This is a genomic window from Pseudomonas sp. MPB23, from assembly GCF_046605395.1.
GTDB lineage: Bacteria > Pseudomonadota > Gammaproteobacteria > Pseudomonadales > Pseudomonadaceae > Aquipseudomonas.
The window spans coordinates 6,235,212-6,257,055 of the sequence record NZ_CP176771.1 but is presented as its reverse complement, the minus strand read 5'-3'; the positions used below and the strand labels follow the sequence as shown (position 1 = coordinate 6,257,055).

Here is a 21,844-nt window from a genome sequence, read left to right as displayed (position 1 = left end):
CGCCGCGATCTCGACGATCAGAAGGTTAGACAATCGCAGGCGTTTTCACACAGCCTGGGTCGAAAGCTGCCTTAGGGCTGGGCGTCTGCATCACTAATTGGCTTTAGCACTATGCTCCCGCCTATCAGCTGTATGCTCAGGGAATCACCGATTTTGAGACCCATGCGTTCGAGGATATCGTCCGGGAGGTCAGTGATGACATCCCCAGTACCATCACCTTGAATCGCCCCTGGTTTCGTAGACACCTCCAAGCCTCATAATGAGGCCCAAATAGGAGGTGCCATGAGTCGTCAGCGTTACCCCGAAGAGTTCAAGATCGAAGCGGTCAAGCAAGTGACCGAGAAAGGCAAACCCGTCGCCGATGTCGCCCAGCGCCTGGGCATGTCCGTACATAGCCTTTACGCCTGGATCAAGGTCTACACCAAGCCCCAAGAGCAGCGTCAGCAAGACGACGATCAGCAGGCCGAATTGCGCAAGCTACGCGCTGAACTCAAGCGCGTGACTGAAGAGCGAGACATCTTAAAAAAGGCCGCCGCGTACTTTGCCAAGGAGTGCGGCTGAAGTACGCCTTCATCAAGAAGCACTCGACTGATTACCCGGTGCGGCGCCTTTGCCGAACCCTCAAGGTGCACCCCAGCGGCTACTACGCCTGGCTGGCCGAGCCTCAATCTGCCCGAGCAAAAGAAGATCAACGTCTGCTTGGCTTGATCAAGCACGCTTGGCTAGAAAGCGGAGGTGTATACGGCTACCGCAAAATTCACGATGACCTACGTGAGCTGGGAGAGGAATGCGGACGAAATCGAGTCGGGCGCTTGATGCAGGCGGAGGGGCTGCGTTCGCAAACGGGCTATCGGCGGCGTCCAGGGTTTTACGGTGGAAAACCAACAGTGGCCTCGCCCAACCACCTCGCGCGGCAGTTCAAGGTCAGTGAGCCGAACAAGGTCTGGGTGACAGATATCACTTACATCCGCACCTATGAAGGATGGCTCTATCTGGCGGTAGTGCTGGATCTGTTCTCACGCCAAGTAATTGGTTGGTCAATGAAGCCAAGGATGTGCAGCGACCTGGCTATCGACGCAATGTTGATGGCTGTGTGGCGACGCAAGCCACAGCAGCAAGTGATGATTCACTCAGATCAAGGTAGTCAGTTCAGTAGCTCAGATTGGCAAAGCTTCTTGAAGGCTAACAATGTAATCAGCAGCATGAGTCGGCGGGGAAACTGCCACGACAATGCCGTAGCCGAGAGCTTTTTCCAACTTTTGAAGCGGGAGCGCATCCGACGAAAGATCTACACAACCCGTGAAGAAGCCCGAAGTGATATTTTCGATTACATCGAAATGTTCTATAACCCTAAACGCCGACACAGCAGTGCTATGCAGCTGTCTCCAATAGAGTATGAGAAACGCTATTTCCTGAGCTTGGAGAGTGTCTAGGAAACCAAGGGCGATTCACCTGGTTCTTGGCATTTCAAGGTTGTCCGCACGGATTCATTCATAAGGGGCGGCTCCTTATGAGCTGATGGGGAAGCCTCCATCCTACGCCCACTTGCCCCCTACTGGCAGCATTCGACCCACTGCGAAGGCTGGATGTTGGAGCCAGCACCGGCAAGCTCTGCTTTCGCAAGTATGAAGGAGTTTAGTGATAATCCTGCTTCCGGCTGGCGGCGATGGCGCTGACAACTCAGCTTAGGGCCGTGTCTGCTTGAGGTCGCAAGCAGCCAGTCGCTAATGACCGCGCTATCGAACCACTGAGCACCATCCGAGACAGAGCTTTGTTTACCGCGGAGCGTGAGCCCGTTCGCTCGAATACCTTCCTAACAAAGGGGCTTCCCCTTAGGCATACGCTTGATGCGGTTCGAGTTAGATCCTGCGATAGACACAGCTAATCCTATGTCAGACGAGATGTAGACAGGTCCTCTGGCATGGAACCCAACGGCGTTAAGTGTAGACACCGTGTTCAATTCGTCCTAGGAGTGTCACAACTTGCTGGTAGCCCGATCGAGTCACCAAGGTGCTGCAAGGTGACTGATGCCTTAGCCCGATTGCTGGCTTGTACAGCCATTGCGCGGCAAGCACTCGACTGCCAAGCACCAGCGTTGCCAGATGCACGATTTCTTCGCACCTGCCCTTGAAGCTTCGGTGGTCGATGCTCCAGCACCCCTGCGGCGAGCATGGGCACAGCGCTAATATCTGAGGATCCTTCATTTGCAAACCTCAAAGGTGAAAGCCTATCTCTCAACCGGCAATTCGGCCAACAGGTTCCATTCCTTTGCCGGCATGTGCTGCTATGTCGAGAAACCTTCCTTGCGTCTGTACCCGCCTTCGCAAAAGCCTTCGGGCGTCGTCTTCATTTTCCGACTTTATACGCCACTTATCAGTCTTTACCTTCCGTCGGCCCTTCATTGCCTCTCCTCTTCCACGTAGGTAGCGCCCAAGATCAAACCAGCCGCAGGGTCAGATCGCGCAGACTTTGGTTGCATCCGATCGGACATCTCAGTCCATGCTGAAGGGGGACAGGCGCCCCTCCTCATCGGTCCGATGGCGTCACGCTTAGCTCCTCACGAACGCGCTCAATGATTGAATCCAGAGTGGCATCCTTGTCCATAAAAAGGTAGCACTGGGTCAAGATCGTCAAAGGATGAACATTCATGACAGAGGCGAGCCCATGCACCATTTCGAGGGTAGGGCCCTTTCCTCCGGCTTCCAGTTGACTAAGGTAGGTTTGGCTACTGTGGCCGCCGAACTCTTCTTGGCTGAGGCTACGAGATTTCCTCAGCAACCTCATGGCCTTACCAAATGCCTGTTTCAGCTCCATTTTTTCATTCCTACAAAAGGAATGATGAAGCCGTCTTGAACGCCATACATCCATTAACTATTGTTAATATTTTGAGGGTTTTTCGATGTTCAAGACCTATAGCCATGCCGAACTCAGCCCAGCCGGTATTTTCGGCGAGCCCGCCAGCCGTCACTGGAAATTTATTGAGCTGGAGCTGCACCACCCATGGTTTTACGTGGAGCTTGTGCGCGATTACGGTGACGACATCGTGGGCAGCATGCTGATGATCCCCACGGTACCGATCCTACAGCAGATGCTTTCGGAGCTTGATGGCCGCTCATGGCTCGCGCAAGCACATCTGATGTCACCTGGTCACATGAGAGGCGGTAACGACTGGGTGATGGAACCGCTTCAGGAAGTGAGCATTGCTGAAGACGCGTCAGGAACAGAAGAGGGCTATATCTATAAGGTAGTAGGCGGGGCTTGTTACAGCATTCATCACTCAACTCAGCGAGATAACCTCAAGGTCACTGAAATTATTTTTTTGGCTGAGCGCGATCTACGCGTGAGTGGATGATTAAAGTAGCTTACGCATTTAATTTATCGTTACGGCTTTTAGAAGGCAAATAGACTATTCTAGAGTAATTATCTTGGTTTTTACTATTGAATTAGCTGCAATCAGTGCTATCTTTATGGAGGCGAGTTTCAGATGTTGTCATCCTAAACTGTTTAATCTCCTGCCAGTAAGCTTAGGACTTTCTCCACCCAGCGATCAACTGGTTGTCAGTGAGCCTAGGCTGGCCCAGGTGTATTTTGGGGAGAGGCTTGCGCTACCCAGTGCAGTATGAGCATAGGCCTTCAGGTTATGAATTTTTCAAGACTAACGAACGGCTCATCAACAGTAACTGGCTTCAATAGAAAATATTTTTAGTTACTCTGCGACGATTGATCCTATGGATTTTTTCAGGTGTACGAGGAGTCTTGTTAGGCCAAGTGACGGCTTCATGCTGTGGTGTCATCCGAATCACCGCCTCGTAGGTACCGACCCTACCACCGTTCTTCCGATAGACTGTCAATGCTTCTTTTGTCAGCAGAGCTTGCAGGGACCACCAGTGATCGGACGCCTTAATGTAATTAGTAATTTCGGGATCTATCCAGCCTGCTAGCCAAGATATTTGGTTTGCGAGCAAACGGAGGCTGTTTACCGTTTGGCGTGGCCGGCGAGGTATAAAGCCCAGATTGCCATAGGAGTCAAACTCCGGCGTTCTCCAGATCTGATCGTGATGGCCAATCCTATTTCGAACATCTCGTACTTGGCTAAGTAGGTTGGCCAGTCTATCGACAAACGCCGCATCATCGTATGGCGTCGTAGCAAGGTCAGGGGCGTTTGGAAATGCTATTGATAAAACGCTAGCCTGCATGCCAGCAGGGTGCGATTTATGCTTCAAGCCTTTGATAATCGTTTCCCAGAATCCAAAGGGGACCTTCGCGACAATGTCGTCAACAGTTGCATTCCCTTTTCCTTTCTTCTTTGCGATCTTCCCTACCGCGCCGAGTACATCCTCGTGGGTGTATCGTGTGGATCTGGGGTTGTTGCCCCTTGCTCGGTCATTATTGGCCAAGCCCTGACTGCATGGCCAGCTGATGCGCTTAACATCCGTTGTGCTTAGCCTGTAGGTGACTTCCATCCCCGCTCTGAGCAATGATGCGGAATGGTCGTAGACGAGAGGAAGAACATGGACGAAAGGATCTTGCAGCTAATCGGTGATGCTCAGTTCGAGCGTTGCCTTTATGAAGCTGCGATGTTTAATCTCGAAGACCGCAGGAACAGGCTTCGCTTTCATAACTTCGCCTTTGCTATGCGCGAGCTGGTGGGTCACACGCTGAAGCGCCTGGCTCCAGACGCCGAGGTGAAAAAGTGCATATGGTGGCAGCAGAAGGCAGAAGGCGTTGTCCCGGAGGTAACGCGAGTCGAGCGGTGTGTGTATGCAACGCAGGGCGGGCTTTCCAACCACTACGTGCGAACAAAGCTCCGGTTGGACTTCGCTCAGGAGTTTGAGGAGCTTCGAGATGCCGTAGTCCGTTTGAACGGGTACGTCCACATCACACCAGAAGTTTTCCTCATGGAGGAGGACGACATCGAGCACCTCGCAGTAGAAACAATCGAAGCCGTGGCCGGACTGATGGCCTGCATCCAAGAGTGCAGAGCCGCCGTCGGGGATCGTTTATCGCATGCGATCAATGATGCGACGGTCCAGCAGATTGTTGGGGAAAGTTTGGACGCTGTAGATGAGCTAGCCTCGCACTATTCCCTTGAAGAAATCTATGTGGAATCGCATGAGGTTACCAGTATTACCTCAGAGACTGTACACATCAGGGTAACCGGTAGCATAGGGGTAACACTGCAGTGGGGATCTAACTCTGATCTCAGAAGAGGCGATGGAGCCGAATTGGATGAGTCGTTCGATTACACCTGCGAATTGACCTGCGAAGCGGCAAATCCAAATCCTGAGGCGCTAGAGTTCGTCGAAGACTCTTTGATGGTAGACACGGGCGACTGGCACGATCAAGAGGAGGATTGGATCGACTCTGCGGCGAGTACATCCGAAGACCATGAAACTCTCGATGCATCGGGCATTCGATCGGACTTCTAGGCTCAGTAGTTTAAGCACCGTCCCGTCCATAGCTATCCATTATCAAGGGCGATTATGGAGCCGAAAGCGGGACGTTCAAGCATGCTGATTCCGCCATGCATCAAATGGGTTGGCTATGTGTTGTGACACCATCTCAGTTGGCGCTATCGTCTTTCCCTGTCAACTGATCCAACGCATTAGCACCACTCTTAAACGCCGACGCAAAGATTGCTCTATTTTTCGCCATAAAAATGCTTGCGTCCTCCGCTTGTTTTTCGTCAAGACCTGGTACATTTTTAATGAGAACGGAAGTTAAAATTTCTGCCAATTCAAGCATTTGATCATGTGCATCGGCTAGTTTTCGATCCAAAAAAACCTTCTCCAAATCTCGAGTGCTTCGGTAAAGTACTTCTACTGCCATGATGGCCTCTCAAAAATTAAAGGGCTGCCTACCTGGGGCAATGCCCTGAAAAAAATTCTATCCGATGGATGTTATCTCTACGATCCGTGCTTGTCTTCATATGAACATTGATAACTAGGCATAGGTCCTTTCGAAAATCTATGCACCGCCTTCCTGTATCTGATTTGTCAGTTGGCGTCTAACGCGCTGATTTAAAACAATAAAACAAAGCATTTTGACACTAACTGGACAGGCATTAGGTGTAGAAAACGATAAACAAACGCTCCAGATCTCGGCTGCTGCGGTATACCACTTCGACGGCCATTCACCACCTCACATGCCTTCACGATAGTTGTCTTTTGCTACTACTGTATTTATATACAGCGAAAAGAGTAAGCCAAACCGTGGGGTTTGGGTAGCAGTTTTTTAATGTAGTTGCCAAATAGGCACGGGAGGGGCCGCAACGAAAATTTCTCACCATGGGCCAGGCGCTCGTCTTCATCCCTCTGTGCCTCATGTCATCCCGCTATCATCTTATCCCTGCCTCTGGCCTTTTTTCTGCATGCAGAACAACCGTCACCTCCAACCTGCATTATCCGGTCGAGTCGACCTAAGGAAGCATCATCGTGAAAATCAACTGGGCCGAAAAGCTGCGCCAGAACGTGCATGGGCTCGCTGAGTCGCTGGGTAATCTGTTTGTCGAGACGTTCCACTACCTGGCGTTGTTCGCCATCGGTGCGGTGACCGCCTGGGCGGCAGTGATGGAATTTCTGGGGATGCTGGAGAACGGGCACATCAAGATCGACGACATCTTGCTGTTGTTCATCTACCTGGAATTGGGCGCCATGGTCGGGATTTACTTCAAGACCAACCACATGCCGGTGCGCTTCCTGATTTACGTGGCGATCACGGCATTGACGCGTTTGCTGATCTCCAACGTGTCCCACCACAACCCGCCCGACCTCGGCATCATCTACCTGTGTGGCGGGATTCTGCTGCTGGCGTTCTCGATTCTGGTGGTGCGCTATGCGTCGTCGGCGTTCCCTTCGGTGAAGGTTGAGGGCCCGCGTCGCAAGGGCGAGGCGAGCCAGGAAACCGAGAAGGGTGAGCTTTAAAGCCCGGCGCTGAAGGGCAGGGGACGGCTGGGCGGGCGCTGCAGTACTTTGTGGCTGTCGCCATCCGTCATGACCGCCAGGATCTCCATGGCGCTGTGGCCCTGCTCGATGGCAATGCCGAACTGGATGCTTTGCACCAAACGCTTGAGGCGCTGCGGATCTTTGCGTTGTTCGGCGCTGATCATGCGTTTGGCCACCACGCCACTCTCGTTCGAGAGGGTGAGCATGATGCTGCCGTCCAACCGCTGGATGCTTAAATTGACCCGGTATTTTGGGGTGAAGGTATCGGTGATGATCTGAAAAGGATTGTCCATGGTGCGTTACCGCCTGATAAGAACATGCAGTCATTGACGACCGGCATCTGGATTAGTTCGCGTTGCCTGACCACCGGCCACTCCGTCGCTGAGGGTTCACAAAATCCGTTTGCCCCGTGAGCACTACAGCAAGGGGCGTGCCGTACAGCGACTTATCTGACGCTGGAACACGCATGTGGGAGGGGCTAACCCGCGATTGCGGTCGATCGGCCAAGGATTCATTCGCTGATCCGCCGCAATCGCGGGCGAGCCGTCTCCCACGTGGGTTGGCATCGTGCTTTGTTTCAGGGCAATAGCGAGAAAGCGGTGCATGATTGGCTGGTGCAGGAAGCAGGCGCGCAGAGGCAATGATGAAACGTGCGGGGGCGTAAGAAGATGTAACTAACTCCCCACCCTAACAGCGTTTTTGCTCGTAGTCAGACTTAATTTGTAATGTAGGATTTATCTTTGCAAAGGGCTTGAATTGTTCTTCGGACTGCTCAATTGTGTAACCAAGAGGTCATGGTTTCACCACCCTGGTGTTGCAGTTTGTGATCTCTCGCGAGCTAGCTGAAATAAGGGAAGAACTATGCAAATCCAAGTCAATAGCGATAACCATATTGAAAGCAGCGTCCGACTGGAGGAGTGGGTACGTAATACCATTGAAAGCACGCTCGAACGTTATGAAGAGGACCTGACCCGCGTTGAGGTCTACCTGCGGGATGAGAACGGCGACAAGCCCGGCCCCCACGATTTGAGCTGCCGCCTGGAAGCACGGCCAAAGGGCCATCAACCCGTTTCGGTTCTGCATAAGGCCGATACCCTGGAACTGGCGATCGACGGTGCGGCGACCAAGCTGGACCATGCGTTGGAACACCTGTTCGGCAAACTGCAAGGCAAGCCACGCGCTGCCGCGAAAAACGTGCCCGCCAACAAAGTGAACGATGACGCGCTTGAAGAGGAATTCCTGGAAAACGAAAACGCTGCAATTAATAGCTGACAGTTTTTCATTTGCTGACAATACCCCTCTTTCGAGGGGTATTTTTTATTCTGTTGTTGCGAAAGCTATACCTTGACCTAGAAGAATGTGACCTACATGTAGGCTGCCACGGAGAAATCCTGAGCGGACAAATGCTGCAAAAGTCATTTCCTTGCTAGGCCGAGGCTCCCTCACAAGAATCACCTTCTCACATGCTCCCCAGCACACTCAGGCCTTAGGCCGGGATTTCCCATGGATAAAAAGCAAGCCCAAGGTGAGCGCATACGCCAAAAAGCTCCCGAAGATCGCCGTACCCCATTGAAGTTCTGACCGTCCTTCTAGCACTCTTGATGCCCGGAATAGTCACCCATGATGAACGTCCACTATCCGATCAGAAAACCTGACGGAACGCCGTTCACTGACGCCTCCGAACTTTTTCGAACCCTCGAAAAGGAAACGTATGGGCATTACCTGATGGGCAGTAACAGGTTTTGGCATGGCGGTATTCACATCACCGACCAGAGTGCACCGCAATGCGTCTCGGACGATGCGCTGCATGGCCGATGGGGAAGTTGTGGCATATCGGCTCAATGACGACTATCGGCAAACGACCTTCGGTGACGCGGGCCAGAAACTCAAATACTCCAACTCGTTCTGCCTGGTGCGTCATGAGTACGCCTCAGAGCCCAATCCAGAAGAAGGGCCCAACCACGGCAAACGCAACACCCTGACGTTTTACAGCCTGTATATGCACTTAGTGTCGTGCCTATCGTTCAGGAGGGCGGTGAGGATTGCTACGACGTCAGTGTTGTGGAGCGTGATAAGCCGGTCTCCGGGCTGCTCAAGAAAACCGATGCCGACATTATCTCCGAGCACGACTGGGACAAACTCGGTTTCCAGATTATCGAGGAAAGCAACGCCATGGCCGATGGCTTTGTCGATCCTGACGACATGCCGCGGTTCTTCAGGGACCTCTGTGCCAAAATCGATACTGATGGCGATAGCATCGTGGAACCGGACGAGCTCAAGGCGGCCTTGATGGACCCGGCCACGCGGGATCAGTCGACGCGATTGGTCGCGCACCATCCGACTGAGTGGAAAGAAAAAGCCGATTCGCCCAAGTGGAGCCGACTGGACCAGTTGTTCCCGAGAATCCCGAAAACGCTGAAGCACGAAAAGCAAAGGATCGATAATTACGTGTTTTGGGATGAGTTATCCGGTAGTGCGCAGATGGCCTCCGGCCTGATTTATCATTTTCATCCGATTGCGTTTATTGGCAGCATGCTCTCTCCTACAGGCTTGGCCGCTCCGAACACATGCTCTCATCCGGACATGATGGAAGAGTTGGCCAACTACATCGCGGATGAGGTGAATCGCAATATTCATCACCCGTCCGTAATCAAGATGAAAGAGCTACTTAGCTATGACGTAGCCGAAGAGACCCGCAAGCAAATGGAGTTGCCTTGGTATGTTCAAGCGCGACAAATGACTCTTGCGCCTCTTTGGGAGCCCGCCGAACTCGGAAAAAATCCTTAGCGTACGATTTCTTCCGAATTCTGCGGGCTCGCGAATGCGAAGTGGTGCAGTGCAAGGAGTTATGGATCCGATAATAACGCCGACGTTAGTGCGGCGCTCGGGAGCAGCGATGCATTACGATGTACGCATACGTCGTAAACCCGGGATGCTCAAAGTTCTGATTTTAATAGATCTCCTAAAAATCTATGGACCGTTTAGGTATAAGTCGTTACGCATGTCCGTTTTCGTTTACCTGCCGCGTCGGAAAAAACACCTGCTCAACAACGCCAACCCGCACGCCCCTATGCCCGCGAACAGCATCGCCCAGCCGGCGCCGTGGCGTAGCGCGGCCTGGGCATCCGGGCGCGTTAGGCCCATTGATGCCAGCCCCTCCAACTTGCCTGCTGCAATGTGCTGACTGATGGCGGGCCAATCCGGCGCGGTGGTAGCTGGCAACACGGCGGCCAGTTGATGGCTGATCCCCAGCAAGAGCACCAGGCCCATCAGTGCGATATTGACCGCCAGGGTGATCAGCCGCGCACTGAGGTCGATACCCGAGGCCATGCCCGCGCGATCCGCCGACACCGCGCCGGTGGTGGTATTGGTGGTCGGTGAATTGGTCAGCGCCAAGCCCACGCCCGCCATTGCGCAACTGAACAGCACCAGCACGATGCTGGGATGCGCGGCGGCGTTGGCGGCGGCCATGGCCATAAAACCCGTGCCCATCAACCCCAGGCCCAGCGGGATGATGCGTTCGGCGCCATAGCGCAGGGCCAGGCGTTCGGCCAGCGGCGGCACCAGCAAGGTCGGCAGGGTATAGGCGAGCAGGGCACCGCCGGTGGTCAGGGTGTCGTAGCCCAGACCCGCCTGGAAGTACAAAGGCAGGTAGATCATGAACGGCCAGAAACTGAAATTCATGCCGATCGACCCCATCAACGCGCCGTTGAAACGATGGATGCGAAACACCGAGAAATCGAACATCGGATGGGCGCTGCGCCGCTCAATCAAGCTGAACAGCAGCAGCGCGGCCAGCGATAGGCCAGCCCAAGCCAGCATGGCCGGTGCGCCAAAGCCGTTCTCGGTGCCTTGGGTGATGAAGTAGACCAGCGCAAACACCGACAGCGTCAAGGTGAACATGCCGGCGATATCCAGGCGATGGCTCGCCGGATCGCGCGATTCCTGCACGCTGACATGCAGCAGCACCAGGGTCAGCAAGGTCAGCGGCACGTGTACGAGAAACACCCAGCGCCAGTCCGCTACCGCCAGGATCAACGCCCCGACCATCGGCCCGAAGCCCAGGCCCAGGCCCGCGATCACGCCCCACACCGCGAACGCCCGGGCCCGTGCCGCCGGCTCACGGAACTGGTGCGACAAAATCGCGAACTGGCAGATCATCATCGCCCCGGCGCCCACACCCTGGACGAAACGCGCCGAGATCAGCCAGGACGCATCTTCAGCCAACCCGCAGGCCAGCGAGGCCAGGCCAAACAGGCACAGGCACAGCACCAGCATGCGTCGCCGGCCAAAGCGGTCGGCCAGCGTACCGGCTGCCATCAGCACGCTGGTGCAGGCCAGGGTGTAAGCGTTCATGATCCATTGGGCGTCCTGGAAACCGGTGCCCAGTTGTTGTTCCAGCGTGGGTAGGATCACTGGCACGCTGGAGATTTCCAGGCCGAACATCAGCGCTACCAGGCACACGGCGGTGAGGGCGAGCGCGTTTGTGGCGGTGCTTGTCGGGTTGACAGCCGATACGGCGACGGCGGGAGGCATGGGGTCTTCCTTTCGAGAGGTGGAGCGTGCCATTCTCGCGGGAAGCGAATTCTTTATTCGTGACAAGTTTTCCTTCAATCAGGGAATCAAGGGCGACAATTGCACCATGGCCACCCCACGTTTTGATGGCGTTGAACTCTTTCTGCAGATCGTCGAGAGCGGCAACCTGACCGAAGCCGCTGAACGCCTGAACCTCACCCGTTCGGCCGTGGGCAAAGGCTTGGCGCGACTGGAGGCACGCCTGGGCACGTGCCTGTTGCAGCGCTCCACCCGCCGCCAGCGGTTGACCGAGGATGGGCAGGCCTATTACGAGCATTGCCTGCGCGCGCTGGCCGAGCTGGAAGCGGCCGAATCCGTGTTGGAAAACGGCCGGCAGCAGCCACGGGGGCGCTTGAGGGCGAGCTTGCCGCTGGCCTTCGGGCATCACTATGCGGCACCGGCGTTGTGGGGCCTGCTGGATCGTTTTGCGCAGTTGGAGATTGATATTTCATTTTCCGACCGACTGATCGACGTGGCCCAGGAAGGCTTCGACCTGGCGGTGCGCATCGGCGCGTTACCCGACACCGACCGCTTGAGCGCGCGGCGCCTGGGTGAACAGGCCATCGGGCTGGCGGCGGCACCGGCGTATTTGCAGCGCGTCGGTCGAGTCGAGTGTCTCGAGGATTTGTCCGGGCACCGCGGTATTGCCTACCGCTGCAATGCGCCGCGCCTGGAGTGGGAACTCAATGACGCTCAAGGTCGTCCGCACCGCGCGCGGGTCGCCTCGCCGCTGATGATGGACGACCTCCAGGCCGTGGCCGATGCCGCTATCGCCGGCGCGGGACTGGCCTGGTTGCCGAGTTGGCTGATCGCACACTATGTGTTGCGCGGACAACTGGTCGCGGTATTGCCGAGTTACCGTGAGCAACCTGCGCCGATCCATGTGATCTGGCCCACGGCGGCGCACATGCCGGCCAAGACGCGCTACGCCATCGACGCCTTGGTCGCGGGCACCCCCAGTTGCCTGGCGGGCAGTTAGATGACGCCTTCGTGCCGGTGATTCATCCGTTCTGTTTTGCTTGTGAGAATATTTATCATTAGTATTGCGCGCTGATGAACCTGGCGCTCCCCGCATGAAAAGCAAAACCGCGTTGCCCGTCTCCTATCGTCTTGGCGTGACCTCCCGCGTGCTGGCTGCCGTGGTGGGCGGTTATCTGCTGGCGTCCCTGGCCAGTATCTGCCTGGCGTTGTGGATGCCCACGGCCCGCGCCGATGCGGTGATCACCGGGATGATGAGTTCCTTTGTGTTCTACCTGTTGGCCGTGCTCTGGTGCTTCGCCTGTCGCAGTGCGGCGCGTGCCTGGTTGGGCGTGATGGTGCCGAGTGTGGCGCTCGCCGCCCTGGCGGGCGTGGGTCTGTGGATGGTGCGCACATGAAAGAGGGCTTTCGCCAGGCCATGGCCTGGTTGCACACCTGGGCCGGATTGATATTTGGCTGGTTGCTGTTCGCGATTTTTCTGACGGGTACCCTGTCGTATTTCAAGGACGAAATCAGCCACTGGATGCAGCCTGAAGTGCAGGCCCATCCCCTGGACGACACGCGCAGCCTGAGCGTCGCCCAAACGTATCTGCAGCAAGTGGCCCCGAGCGCCGCGCGCTGGTTCATCAGCCTGCCGGACAGCCGTGACCCCGGCCTGTCAGTGATGTGGCAGGACAAGGTCGACCCCGGCAAGCGCGGTAATTTCATCCAGAAAACCCTCGACCCGGTCAGCGGCCAGGCAGTACAGGCCCGTGACAGCATGGGCGGCGAGTTCTTCTATCGTTTCCACTTCCAGTTGCAGATGCCTCATCCATGGGGCCGCTGGTTGTCGATCATTGCCGCGATGGTGATGTTTGTCGCGTTGATCACCGGCATCATCACCCACAAGAAAATCTTCAAGGACTTCTTCACCTTCCGCCCCCGCAAAGGCCAGCGTTCCTGGCTCGACGGGCACAACGCCGTGGGGGTGCTGGTGCTGCCGTTCCACTTGATGATCACCTACAGCAGCCTGGTGATCTTCATGAGCATGGTGATGCCGGCGCCGATCCTGGCCTCCTATGGCAATGACACCCGCGCGTTTTTCAACGAAGTGTTCCCGGCCACCGACAATGCCCCGGCCCTCGGTCAGCCGGGGCAGTTGAAGTCGCTGGTGCCGATGTACGAACAGGCGCGCGCGCAGTGGGCGGGCGGCCATGTCGGACGCGTGGCGGTGAATAACCCAGGCGATGTGAGTGCGTCGGTGAATGTGTTCCGCGCCGGGTCTGACCGCGTTGTGCACGATTTCGGCAGCACCGTGTCGTTCAACGGCGTTACCGGCGAGCTGCTGCGGGTCAGTGGCGAGCAGTCGCTGCCGGCGGTGATCGGCGGCAGTTTCTATGGCCTGCACATGGGCCATTTCGCCGGCCCGGTGTTGCGCTGGCTGTACTTTATCTGCGGGCTGGCGGGCACGGCGATGATCGGCACGGGGCTGGTGATCTGGCTCGGCAAGCGTCAGTTCAAACATGCGAAAACCGGCGTGATGCCGTTTGAGCTGCGGCTGGTGGAAGTGCTGAACATCGCCAGCATGTCCGGCCTGATGATCGCAATTGCGGCGTTTTTCTGCGCCAACCGATTGTTGCCGGCAAGCTTTGCCGAGCGCTCCGGCTGGGAAGTGCAAAGCTTCTTTATCGCCTGGGGTTTGAGCCTGCTGCACGCGATCCTGCGTCGCGGCCGCCGGGGTTGGGTCGAGCAATTGAGTATTGGCGCGCTGCTGTTTGTGGCGATTCCACTGCTCAATGCATTGACCACTTCCCACGGGCTGGGGGGGTCGCTGGCGACGGGCGATTGGGCCATGGCCGGCTTCGACCTGACGTGCCTGGCCAGCGGCATATTCCTCGCCTGGGCTGCCTGGAAGATGCACCGCCGTGCGGCGCCTGTGCCCAGGGCCGCCCGTTCGCTCAACCTCAAGTCGCAGGTGCTCTGAATGCTGCTCGCGCTATTGATGTGCTACGCCGGGTTTACCGCGCTGTGCCTGTCCACCGACCGGCATCACGGCGAACTGCTGCACAGCAAGCCGTCGCCGCGTCGCCGCCTGGGTTTGCGCATAGCCGGTTGGTTAGGGCTGACAGTGTCGATCTGGCCGGCGGTGGCGATCGCCGGTTGGGGCTTAGGCCTGGTGCAGTGGTGCGCCGTCCTGATGCTCAGCGCACTGTTGCTGGTGCTGTTGTTGCCGTATCGGCCAAGGCTGGCCTTGATCCTCGCGGGTCTTGGCGTTCTCGCCAGTCCCGTTGCGGCTTTCGCCACCCTCTGAGCCTCGTCAGGTTCCTGCTGCTTATTCCAGCGCCGCCATGATTTTCTCGGGGCTGTACTCGCGAATCAGCGTGCCGTTGACCTCCACGAACGGAATCCCGCCTCCGCCCAACGCCTCGTACGCCTTGCGCGCCTGGGCGTCCTTCTCGATATCCACGGCCTGGTACGGAATGCCTTTCTGGTCCAGAAAGCGGCGGATCTGCTTGCAGTAGCCGCACCACTCGGTGGCGTAGAGCACCACCCTCGCTGACGCGCGCGTCTGCTCCGAAACCTCCTGGGACGGGTTGAACACCCGCTCGATCTTGCCCCAGTTCTGGATCACCACCACGACCAGTAGCACCAGCAGGACTTTTTTAAAGACCCCGCCAAGCATCAGTTACGGCGCTTGAGCTGGTCAGTCAGTTGGGTCGGCAGGCCCTTGATGATCAGGGTGCCGGCGGCCTCGTCGTACTCGATCTTGTCGCCCAGCAGGTGCGCTTCAAAGCTGATGGACAGGCCCTCGGCGCGCCCGGTGAAGCGGCGGAACTGGTTGAGGGTGCGTTTGTCGGCGGGGATTTCCGGCGACAGGCCGTAGTCCTTGTTGCGGATATGGTCGTAGAACGCTTTAGGCCGATCTTCATCGATCAAACCCGACAATTCTTCCAGGCCCATGGGTTCGCCGAGCTTGGCCTGGCTGCTGGCGTAATCCACCAGGGTCTTGGTCTTTTCGCGGGCGGATTCGTCCGGCAGGTCTTCGCTTTCGACGAAGTCGCTGAAAGCCTTGAGCAGCGTGCGGGTTTCGCCGGGGCCGTCGATGCCTTCCTGGCAGCCGATAAAGTCGCGGAAGTATTCCGAGACCTTCTTGCCGTTCTTGCCCTTGATGAACGAGATGTACTGCTTGGACTGCTTGTTGTTCTGCCACTCGGACACGTTGATGCGTGCCGCCAGATGCAGTTGGCCGAGGTCGAGGTGGCGCGACGGGGTCACGTCCAGCTCTTCGGTCACTGCCACGCCTTCACTGTGGTGCAGCAGGGCGATGGCCAGGTAGTCGGTCATGCCTTGCTGGTAGTGGGCAAACAGTACGTGGCCGCCGGTGGAGAGGTTGGACTCTTCCATCAGCTTTTGCAGGTGCTCGACGGCGGTGCGGCTGAAGGTGGTGAAATCCTGGCCACCGTCGAAATACTCCTTCAACCAGCCGCTGAACGGGTGCGCGCCCGACTCGGCATGGAAGAACCCCCAGGCCTTGCCTTGTTTGGCGTTGTAGCTCTCGTTGAGGTCGGCAAGCATGTTCTCGATGGCGGCCGACTCGGCGAGCTCGGAATCGCGGGCATGGAGAACTGCGGGTGTGCCGTCGGGTTTTTTGTCGATCAGGTGGACGATGCAATGACGGATCGGCATAGGCTTCTCGGCTGGTTGATAGGGGAGCGGTTGGCCTCCCCGAAAAGTCGCCCAGTGTACCGCACCCATTGGCCAAGACACCCGTCGAAGGCGGTTTTGGCTGCCGTCCCACGGGCCATATGCCTTTTTTTCACGGTTTAGAGCGATAAAGCTGACCAAATGGGTATGTTGAGGCGGATATTTCCCCGTCTCTGTGCTAGTTTTGCCCGGTCTTACGCCAAGACTCGGCGTTAAGCGTGCATTCAGCATCTGTCAGGTCGAACCAATCCCCGTTTCAAGCATCTATAACCCCGATCTCCGTGGTTATAGCCGGGGGGGCCAGGCCGTGACGGTCGGGCTCGACGGCTGACACTGCACTCTGCAATCCATATGAATTTGATAGGGAAGGAACACCACAATGGCTATTACTAAAGACCAACTGATCGCTGACCTGGCTGAAGCAGTAGACGCACCGAAAACCACCGTGCGCGCTCTGCTGGACCAACTGAGCCAAGTTGTTGCTGACCAGCTGGAAAACGGCGGCGAAATCACTCTGCCAGGCGTTGGCAAACTGAAAGTGACCGAGCGTCCTGCCCGTACTGGCCGTAACCCTTCGACTGGCGCTGCCATCGAAATCGCTGCCAAGAAAGTTATCAAGCTGGTTGTGGCCAAAGGCCTGACCGACGCTGTTAACAAGTAAGACGCAGCAAAAAAAACCGTGCTTCGGAGCGATCCGGTCACGGTTTTTTGTTGCCTGCGATTTGTGTCGGGGGAGCCAGCTCCCTCGCCACCCTGTTCAGTCTTTGCGTGCCCAGCGTTGGCGCCACACCTGTTGCTCGCTTTTGGTCTGGAAGGTCCAGGCCACGAAACGGCTCTGCTTCTGGCCCTGGGACATTTCCACCACCTGGCTTTCCAGCACACCGGCTTTTTTCAGCGCGATCTCGATGGCGGGCAGGTTCGACGCTTTCGACACCAGGGTGCTGAACCACAACACCTTATGGGCAAAATGCGCGCTCTCGGCGATCAGTTGCGTCACAAAGCGTGCTTCGCCGCCTTCACACCACAACTCAGCCGACTGGCCACCGAAGTTCAGCACCGGCAATTTGCGCTTGGGATCCGCCTTGCCCAGGGCGCGCCATTTACGCTCGCTGCCTTTGGTGGCTTCATCCATGGACGCGTGGAACGGCGGATTGCACAGGGTCAGGTCAAAACGCTCGGCCGGCTCCAGCAGGCCCAGCAGGATGTGCTTGGGGTTGGTCTGCAGGCGCAACTGGATCGCCTTGTTCAGTCCGTTGGACTGCACGATGGCCTTGGCGGCCGCGACGGCTGTCGGATCGATTTCCGAGCCGAGAAAGTGCCAGCGATAGTCGCTGTAGCCGATCAGCGGGTAGACGCAGTTGGCGCCCATGCCGATATCCAGCACCTTGACCGGTGCGCCACGGGGAATCTCACCATCGTTGACGCTGGCCAGCAGGTCGGCGAGGAAGTGCACGTAGTCCGCACGCCCTGGCACCGGTGGGCAGAGGTAGTCCGCCGGGATATCCCAATGCTGGATGCCATAGAAGGCTTTCAACAGCGCCCGGTTGAACACCCGCACCGCATCCGGGCTGGCGAAGTCGATACTTTCCTTGCCATAGGGGTTGATGATCACGAATTGCGCCAGTTCCGGCGTGGTCTTGATCAGCGCCGGGAAGTCGTAACGGCCCTGGTGGCGGTTGCGTGGGTGCAGGGTGGCTTCTTTGCGCGGCACCACGGGTTTGGCCGGGGTGGCGGTTTTAGGCTTCTTGCGCGCAGGTTTGGGTGTGCTGGGGGCGGTCATGTTGATTCTGGTGTTGGCTCAAAGTGGCGGGCATTGTCCCACATTCCCCGGCTTGTTATGGCGGGCAAAAAAAAAGAGACCCGAAGGTCTCTCTTTTTAGACGGATTGGCCCTTACAGGCTGGAAATCCGCGCATGTTGCTCGGCCAACTTGCCCAAGGCCTGTTCAGCCTCGGCCAGCTTGGCGCGTTCTTTGTCGATCACTTCAGCCGGCGCCTTGTCGACGAACGCGGCGTTGGACAGCTTGCCGCCGACCCGCTGCACTTCGCCTTGCAGGCGTGCAATTTCCTTGTCGAGACGGGCGAGTTCCGCGCCCTTGTCGATCAGGCCGGCCATTGGCACCAGCACTTCCATGTCGCCGACCAGAGCGGTGGCGGACAGCGGGGCTTCGGCGTCATCCGCCAATACGGTGATCGATTCGAGTTTCGCCAGCTTCTTGAGCAGCGCATCGTTCTCGGTGAGACGACGCTGGTCTTCGGTGCTGGCGTTCTTCACGAACACCGCCAGTGGCTTTCCGGGCCCGATGTTCATCTCGGCGCGGATGTTGCGCGTGCCGAGCATCAGGGTCTTGAGCCATTCGATATCGCTTTCGGCGGCCTCATCGATGCGGGCTTCGTTGGCCACCGGCCAAGGTTGCAGCATGATGGTCTTGCCTTGGATACCGGCCAGCGGCGCGAGGCGCTGCCAGATTTCTTCGGTGATGAACGGCATGAACGGGTGGGCCAGACGCAGAGCCACTTCCAACACGCGTACCAGGGTGCGACGGGTGCCGCGCTGGCGTTCGATCGGCGCGTTCTCGTCCCACAGCACCGGCTTGGACAGTTCCAGGTACCAGTCGCAATACTGGTTCCAGATGAACTCGTACAAGGCCTGTGCGGCCAGGTCGAAACGGAACTGGTCGAGCTGGCGGGTCACTTCGGCTTCGGTGCGTTGCAGTTGCGAGATGATCCAGCGATCGGCCAGGGTCAGTTCGACTTCTTCGCCGTTTTGCCCGCAGTCTTCGCCTTTATCCAGCACGTAGCGCGCCGCGTTCCAGATCTTGTTGCAGAAGTTGCGATAGCCTTCGACGCGGCCCATGTCGAACTTGATGTCGCGACCGGTGGAGGCCAGCGAGCAGAAGGTAAAGCGCAGGGCGTCGGTGCCGTAGCTGGCGATGCCGTCGGCGAATTCGTCGCGGGTCTGCTTCTCGATCTTCTTCGCCAGTTTCGGCTGCATCAGGCCCGAGGTGCGTTTCTGCACCAGGGTTTCCAGGTCGATGCCGTCGATGATGTCCAGCGGGTCGAGGACGTTGCCCTTGGACTTGGACATCTTCTGGCCCTGGCCATCACGCACCAGGCCGTGCACGTAGACGGTCTTGAACGGTACTTGCGGCGTGCCGTCCTCATTCTTCACCAGGTGCATGGTCAGCATGATCATCCGGGCAACCCAGAAGAAAATGATGTCGAAGCCGGTGACCAGCACGTCGGTGGAGTGGAATTTCTTCAGGAATTCGGTCTGCTGCGGCCAGCCCAGGGTGGAGAAGGTCCACAGGCCCGAGCTGAACCAGGTGTCCAGTACGTCGTTGTCCTGTTGCAGCGCCACGTCCGGGCCGAGGTTGTGCTTGGCACGCACTTCGGCTTCGTCGCGGCCGACATAGACCTTGCCCGACTCGTCGTACCAGGCCGGAATGCGGTGGCCCCACCACAGCTGACGGCTGATGCACCAGTCCTGGATGTCGCGCATCCACGAGAAGTACATGTTTTCGTACTGTTTAGGCACGAACTGGATGCGGCCATCTTCCACGGCGGCAATCGCAGGCTCTGCCAGCGGTTTGGTGGACACGTACCACTGGTCGGTCAGCCACGGTTCGATGATGGTGCCGGAGCGGTCGCCTTTGGGTACTTTCAGGTTGTGATCGTCGACGCTGACCAGCAGGCCGGCGGCGTCGAAGGCGGCAACGATCTGCTTGCGCGCTTCGAAACGGTCGAGGCCGACGTATTCGGCCGGGATCGTGCCGTCGATGCTGGTGTTCAGCGTGCCGTCGAGGTTGAAGACCTGGCAGGCCGGCAGTACGGCAGCATTTTTGTCGAAGATGTTCAGCAGCGGCAGGTTGTGGCGCTTGCCGACTTCGTAGTCGTTGAAGTCGTGGGCCGGGGTGATTTTCACGCAGCCGGTGCCGAATTCGGGGTCGCAGTAATCGTCGGCGATGATCGGGATACGGCGACCGACCAGCGGCAGTTCGACGAACTTGCCGATCAGGGCCTGGTAGCGCTCGTCGTTCGGGTTCACGGCTACGGCGGCGTCGCCGAGCATGGTTTCCGGACGGGTGGTGGCGACGATCAGGTAGTCGTGGCCTTCAGCGGTCTTGGCGCCGTCGGCGAGCGGGTACTTGAGGTTCCACAGGAAGCCTTTTTCGTCGTGGTTTTCCACTTCGAGGTCGGAAATCGCTGTGTGCAGCTTGGTGTCCCAGTTGACCAGGCGCTTGCCGCGGTAGATCAGGCCGTCTTCGTGCAGGCGCACGAAGGCTTCTTTCACGGCTTCCGACAGGCCATCGTCCATGGTGAAGCGCTCGCGGCTCCAGTCGACGGACGAACCCAGGCGACGGATCTGGCGGCTGATGTTACCGCCGGACTGGTCCTTCCACTCCCAGACTTTCTCCAGGAACTTCTCGCGGCCCAGGTCGTGACGGTTCTGGCCGGTGGCTTCGAGTTGGCGTTCGACCAGCATCTGGGTGGCGATACCGGCATGGTCGGTACCCGGTTGCCACAGGGTGTTGCGGCCCTGCATGCGGCGGAAACGGATCAGTGCATCCATGATCGCATTGTTGAAGCCATGGCCCATGTGCAGGCTGCCAGTGACGTTCGGTGGCGGAATCATGATGGTGTAGGAATCGCCCGCGCCTTGCGGAGCGAAATAATTCTCGGACTCCCAGGTCTGGTACCAGGAAGTTTCAATAGCGTGCGGCTGGTAGGTCTTATCCATGCGCGGCGGGACCCTAGTTGGCATTAATTCAGGAAAGCCGGCAAGTATAACGGGGGATAGGGCGCAGGGCGAGGTGAAGACAGGCTTAAGGTGCATGCGATCGAGTGTGGGAGGGGGGCTTGCTCCCGATGAGGGCGTGTCAGTCTCCGTCGCCATAAACTGACCCACCGCCATCGGGAGCAAGCCCCCTCCCACAGAGGGGCGGTGTTGTCGGTAAATACGGTATTCAACGAACAAAAATTTCACGGGACGTGTTATATCGTAACGAATTGTGTACAAGCGGGCGTAAGTGGATGCAACTGGATCTAGAAGCGGAGGGCGCCTCGGTGGAAGGCCTGCCGCGTTTTCAGCAAGGGCTGTTTCATGCCCGTCGATTGCGTCAAGCCGGGATCAGCCTGAGCGTTCTGGCCATTGGCGGTTGGGTGCTGGCGTTGTTTGTCGCGCTGTTTGCGCCGTTGTCGATCTGGCCGGTGGTGCTGATCAACTGCGCGTCGGCGTTGTTGCTGCTGGTAAGCCCCCTCCCACAGAGGGATGTGGGTGGCTCAGGACTGGTATTGGCTGAGCAGCCGCTCCATCCGCGCGTCCATGCGCCGCTTGATCTCGGTTTCGATATGCGGGGCAAAGTCGTCGATCACGTCTTGCATGATCAGTTGGGCGGCGGCACGCAATTCGTTGTCCAGGTGCAGCAGCAGGGCGTCGGCGCTTTTTTCGGCGGCGACCGGGGCGACGGGGGCTTCGACAGGCGGTGGCGGCGCGTCCGGCGTGCTGCCGACCATGTCGAACAACAGCGGAATCTGTACATCACCATTGACCGCTTCGGTCAGCAGTGGCGGTTGCAAGCCATCATCACCCAGCAACTGACGGATCGACTCAAGGTCGTCCAGCAGGTGGCCGTCTTTTTTTATAGGGTTGGGAGTGTCCATC

At 57.6% G+C, this 21,844-nt stretch carries 23 protein-coding genes and 2 pseudogenes; 13 read left to right on the top strand and 12 right to left on the bottom strand.

Going from position 1 to position 21,844, the window contains the following annotated elements:
• Positions 1-71: 71 nt before the first annotated feature.
• On the bottom strand, positions 72-245 hold the full coding sequence (locus ACLH0J_RS28465; protein ID WP_411390056.1) for an AbrB/MazE/SpoVT family DNA-binding domain-containing protein: 174 nt from the start codon (positions 243-245) through the stop codon (positions 72-74).
• A gap of 37 nt (positions 246-282) precedes the next feature.
• Between ACLH0J_RS28465 and ACLH0J_RS28460 the strand changes: the two genes are divergently transcribed.
• A protein-coding gene (locus ACLH0J_RS28460; protein WP_411390055.1) for an IS3 family transposase occupies positions 283-1,433 on the top strand; the annotation gives its coding sequence in 2 pieces (ribosomal slippage) (positions 283-517 and positions 517-1,433; 1,152 coding nt in all).
• Between the two features lie 504 nt (positions 1,434-1,937).
• Here the strand turns inward: ACLH0J_RS28460 and ACLH0J_RS28455 are convergent.
• A complete protein-coding gene (locus ACLH0J_RS28455; RefSeq protein WP_080761430.1) occupies positions 1,938-2,204 on the bottom strand; it encodes an antitoxin Xre/MbcA/ParS toxin-binding domain-containing protein in 267 nt (88 codons plus the stop codon).
• 322 nt (positions 2,205-2,526) lie between these two features.
• A complete protein-coding gene (locus ACLH0J_RS28450) occupies positions 2,527-2,814 on the bottom strand; it encodes a helix-turn-helix domain-containing protein (RefSeq protein ID WP_059395176.1) in 288 nt (95 codons plus the stop codon).
• A gap of 85 nt (positions 2,815-2,899) precedes the next feature.
• Here ACLH0J_RS28450 and ACLH0J_RS28445 point away from each other — a divergent pair, with 85 nt between their 5' ends.
• On the top strand, positions 2,900-3,352 hold the full coding sequence (locus ACLH0J_RS28445) for a hypothetical protein (protein ID WP_115146305.1): 453 nt from the start codon (positions 2,900-2,902) through the stop codon (positions 3,350-3,352).
• Between the two features lie 334 nt (positions 3,353-3,686).
• Here the strand turns inward: ACLH0J_RS28445 and ACLH0J_RS28440 are convergent, their stop codons facing one another.
• The gene (locus ACLH0J_RS28440; protein ID WP_092233637.1) at positions 3,687-4,463 is read right to left on the bottom strand and encodes a hypothetical protein; all 777 of its coding nucleotides are present in this window, start codon (positions 4,461-4,463) and stop codon (positions 3,687-3,689) included.
• A gap of 48 nt (positions 4,464-4,511) precedes the next feature.
• Between ACLH0J_RS28440 and ACLH0J_RS28435 the strand changes: the two genes are divergently transcribed.
• The gene (locus tag ACLH0J_RS28435) at positions 4,512-5,429 is read left to right on the top strand and encodes a hypothetical protein (RefSeq protein ID WP_411390054.1); all 918 of its coding nucleotides are present in this window, start codon (positions 4,512-4,514) and stop codon (positions 5,427-5,429) included.
• A gap of 133 nt (positions 5,430-5,562) precedes the next feature.
• Here the strand turns inward: ACLH0J_RS28435 and ACLH0J_RS28430 are convergent, their stop codons facing one another.
• Positions 5,563-5,829 carry a YebG family protein gene (locus ACLH0J_RS28430; RefSeq protein WP_034137100.1) on the bottom strand — a complete coding sequence of 89 codons (267 nt, stop codon included), beginning with the start codon at positions 5,827-5,829 and terminating at the stop codon, positions 5,563-5,565.
• A 605-nt stretch (positions 5,830-6,434) separates the two neighbouring features.
• Between ACLH0J_RS28430 and ACLH0J_RS28425 the strand changes: the two genes are divergently transcribed.
• The gene (locus tag ACLH0J_RS28425; protein WP_411390053.1) at positions 6,435-6,923 is read left to right on the top strand and encodes a phosphate-starvation-inducible protein PsiE; all 489 of its coding nucleotides are present in this window, start codon (positions 6,435-6,437) and stop codon (positions 6,921-6,923) included.
• Here ACLH0J_RS28425 and ACLH0J_RS28420 read toward each other — a convergent pair.
• A complete protein-coding gene (locus ACLH0J_RS28420) occupies positions 6,920-7,237 on the bottom strand; it encodes a DUF3509 domain-containing protein (RefSeq protein ID WP_411390052.1) in 318 nt (105 codons plus the stop codon). The genes ACLH0J_RS28425 and ACLH0J_RS28420 overlap by 4 nt on opposite strands.
• Positions 7,238-7,805: 568 nt before the next feature.
• On the opposite strand from ACLH0J_RS28420, the gene ACLH0J_RS28415 reads away from it, so the two are divergent.
• The 3 genes and pseudogenes from ACLH0J_RS28415 (at position 7,806) to ACLH0J_RS28405 (ending at position 9,731) form a co-directional block, all read left to right on the top strand.
• The gene (locus ACLH0J_RS28415; RefSeq protein WP_411390051.1) at positions 7,806-8,216 is read left to right on the top strand and encodes an HPF/RaiA family ribosome-associated protein; all 411 of its coding nucleotides are present in this window, start codon (positions 7,806-7,808) and stop codon (positions 8,214-8,216) included.
• Positions 8,217-8,564: 348 nt separating this feature from the next.
• Positions 8,565-8,955, top strand: a pseudogene (locus tag ACLH0J_RS28410) (hypothetical protein); the annotation flags it as partial.
• Positions 8,956-8,957: 2 nt separating this feature from the next.
• Complete coding sequence (locus ACLH0J_RS28405; RefSeq protein ID WP_411392920.1) at positions 8,958-9,731, top strand: hypothetical protein; 774 nt, start codon at positions 8,958-8,960, stop codon at positions 9,729-9,731.
• 228 nt (positions 9,732-9,959) lie between these two features.
• Here ACLH0J_RS28405 and ACLH0J_RS28400 read toward each other — a convergent pair whose 3' ends face one another.
• On the bottom strand, positions 9,960-11,480 hold the full coding sequence (locus tag ACLH0J_RS28400; RefSeq protein WP_411390050.1) for an MFS transporter: 1,521 nt from the start codon (positions 11,478-11,480) through the stop codon (positions 9,960-9,962).
• A 106-nt stretch (positions 11,481-11,586) separates the two neighbouring features.
• Here ACLH0J_RS28400 and ACLH0J_RS28395 point away from each other — a divergent pair, with 106 nt between their 5' ends.
• From ACLH0J_RS28395 to ACLH0J_RS28380, 4 genes are all read left to right on the top strand, one after another.
• Positions 11,587-12,498: a LysR family transcriptional regulator gene (locus tag ACLH0J_RS28395; protein WP_411392903.1), complete on the top strand. Its 912-nt coding sequence runs from the start codon at positions 11,587-11,589 to the stop codon at positions 12,496-12,498.
• A gap of 94 nt (positions 12,499-12,592) precedes the next feature.
• Positions 12,593-12,895 (top strand): DUF3649 domain-containing protein, encoded by a 303-nt coding sequence (locus ACLH0J_RS28390; RefSeq protein ID WP_411390049.1) that lies wholly within the window; start codon positions 12,593-12,595, stop codon positions 12,893-12,895.
• Positions 12,892-14,460 (top strand): PepSY-associated TM helix domain-containing protein, encoded by a 1,569-nt coding sequence (locus ACLH0J_RS28385; RefSeq protein ID WP_411390048.1) that lies wholly within the window; start codon positions 12,892-12,894, stop codon positions 14,458-14,460. Before ACLH0J_RS28390 ends, ACLH0J_RS28385 begins: the two co-directional genes overlap by 4 nt.
• The gene (locus tag ACLH0J_RS28380; RefSeq protein ID WP_411390047.1) at positions 14,461-14,787 is read left to right on the top strand and encodes a DUF3325 domain-containing protein; all 327 of its coding nucleotides are present in this window, start codon (positions 14,461-14,463) and stop codon (positions 14,785-14,787) included. It begins immediately after the preceding gene.
• A 21-nt stretch (positions 14,788-14,808) separates the two neighbouring features.
• On the opposite strand, the gene ACLH0J_RS28375 is transcribed toward ACLH0J_RS28380, so the two are convergent.
• The gene (locus tag ACLH0J_RS28375) at positions 14,809-15,159 is read right to left on the bottom strand and encodes a glutaredoxin family protein (protein WP_411390046.1); all 351 of its coding nucleotides are present in this window, start codon (positions 15,157-15,159) and stop codon (positions 14,809-14,811) included.
• Positions 15,159-16,163: a nucleoid-associated protein YejK gene (gene yejK, locus ACLH0J_RS28370; protein WP_411390045.1), complete on the bottom strand. Its 1,005-nt coding sequence runs from the start codon at positions 16,161-16,163 to the stop codon at positions 15,159-15,161. Before yejK ends, ACLH0J_RS28375 begins: the two co-directional genes overlap by 1 nt.
• A gap of 397 nt (positions 16,164-16,560) precedes the next feature.
• On the opposite strand from yejK, the gene ACLH0J_RS28365 reads away from it, so the two are divergent.
• A complete protein-coding gene (locus ACLH0J_RS28365) occupies positions 16,561-16,842 on the top strand; it encodes an HU family DNA-binding protein (RefSeq protein WP_003188840.1) in 282 nt (93 codons plus the stop codon).
• 96 nt (positions 16,843-16,938) lie between these two features.
• Here the strand turns inward: ACLH0J_RS28365 and rlmF are convergent, their stop codons facing one another.
• Both rlmF and ACLH0J_RS28355 read right to left on the bottom strand, forming a co-directional pair.
• Positions 16,939-17,961, bottom strand: coding sequence for a 23S rRNA (adenine(1618)-N(6))-methyltransferase RlmF (gene rlmF / locus ACLH0J_RS28360; RefSeq protein WP_411390044.1), 1,023 nt, complete (start codon positions 17,959-17,961; stop codon positions 16,939-16,941).
• Positions 17,962-18,073: 112 nt separating this feature from the next.
• On the bottom strand, positions 18,074-20,920 hold the full coding sequence (locus ACLH0J_RS28355) for a valine--tRNA ligase (protein WP_411390043.1): 2,847 nt from the start codon (positions 20,918-20,920) through the stop codon (positions 18,074-18,076).
• Positions 20,921-21,213: 293 nt separating this feature from the next.
• On the opposite strand from ACLH0J_RS28355, the pseudogene ACLH0J_RS28350 reads away from it, so the two are divergent.
• Positions 21,214-21,441: pseudogene (locus tag ACLH0J_RS28350) on the top strand (protease modulator HflK); the annotation flags it as partial.
• A 21-nt stretch (positions 21,442-21,462) separates the two neighbouring features.
• On the opposite strand, the gene ACLH0J_RS28345 reads toward ACLH0J_RS28350, so the two are convergent.
• Positions 21,463-21,843 carry a DNA polymerase III subunit chi gene (locus tag ACLH0J_RS28345; RefSeq protein WP_411390042.1) on the bottom strand — a complete coding sequence of 127 codons (381 nt, stop codon included), beginning with the start codon at positions 21,841-21,843 and terminating at the stop codon, positions 21,463-21,465.
• Between the last annotated feature and the right edge of the window lies 1 nt (position 21,844).

Coding starts and splice junctions, on each gene's coding strand:
- ACLH0J_RS28455 (WP_080761430.1), bottom strand. CDS start 2,204: ATGAAGGATCCTCAGATATTAGCGCTGTGCCCATGCTCGCCGCAGGGG.
- ACLH0J_RS28450 (WP_059395176.1), bottom strand. CDS start 2,814: ATGGAGCTGAAACAGGCATTTGGTAAGGCCATGAGGTTGCTGAGGAAA.
- ACLH0J_RS28445 (WP_115146305.1), top strand. CDS start 2,900: ATGTTCAAGACCTATAGCCATGCCGAACTCAGCCCAGCCGGTATTTTC.
- ACLH0J_RS28440 (WP_092233637.1), bottom strand. CDS start 4,463: ATGGAAGTCACCTACAGGCTAAGCACAACGGATGTTAAGCGCATCAGC.
- ACLH0J_RS28435 (WP_411390054.1), top strand. CDS start 4,512: ATGGACGAAAGGATCTTGCAGCTAATCGGTGATGCTCAGTTCGAGCGT.
- ACLH0J_RS28430 (WP_034137100.1), bottom strand. CDS start 5,829: ATGGCAGTAGAAGTACTTTACCGAAGCACTCGAGATTTGGAGAAGGTT.
- ACLH0J_RS28420 (WP_411390052.1), bottom strand. CDS start 7,237: ATGGACAATCCTTTTCAGATCATCACCGATACCTTCACCCCAAAATAC.
- ACLH0J_RS28415 (WP_411390051.1), top strand. CDS start 7,806: ATGCAAATCCAAGTCAATAGCGATAACCATATTGAAAGCAGCGTCCGA.
- ACLH0J_RS28400 (WP_411390050.1), bottom strand. CDS start 11,480: ATGCCTCCCGCCGTCGCCGTATCGGCTGTCAACCCGACAAGCACCGCC.
- ACLH0J_RS28395 (WP_411392903.1), top strand. CDS start 11,587: ATGGCCACCCCACGTTTTGATGGCGTTGAACTCTTTCTGCAGATCGTC.
- ACLH0J_RS28390 (WP_411390049.1), top strand. CDS start 12,593: ATGAAAAGCAAAACCGCGTTGCCCGTCTCCTATCGTCTTGGCGTGACC.
- ACLH0J_RS28385 (WP_411390048.1), top strand. CDS start 12,892: ATGAAAGAGGGCTTTCGCCAGGCCATGGCCTGGTTGCACACCTGGGCC.
- ACLH0J_RS28380 (WP_411390047.1), top strand. CDS start 14,461: ATGCTGCTCGCGCTATTGATGTGCTACGCCGGGTTTACCGCGCTGTGC.
- ACLH0J_RS28375 (WP_411390046.1), bottom strand. CDS start 15,159: ATGCTTGGCGGGGTCTTTAAAAAAGTCCTGCTGGTGCTACTGGTCGTG.
- yejK (WP_411390045.1), bottom strand. CDS start 16,163: ATGCCGATCCGTCATTGCATCGTCCACCTGATCGACAAAAAACCCGAC.
- ACLH0J_RS28365 (WP_003188840.1), top strand. CDS start 16,561: ATGGCTATTACTAAAGACCAACTGATCGCTGACCTGGCTGAAGCAGTA.
- rlmF (WP_411390044.1), bottom strand. CDS start 17,961: ATGACCGCCCCCAGCACACCCAAACCTGCGCGCAAGAAGCCTAAAACC.
- ACLH0J_RS28355 (WP_411390043.1), bottom strand. CDS start 20,920: ATGGATAAGACCTACCAGCCGCACGCTATTGAAACTTCCTGGTACCAG.
- ACLH0J_RS28345 (WP_411390042.1), bottom strand. CDS start 21,843: ATGGACACTCCCAACCCTATAAAAAAAGACGGCCACCTGCTGGACGAC.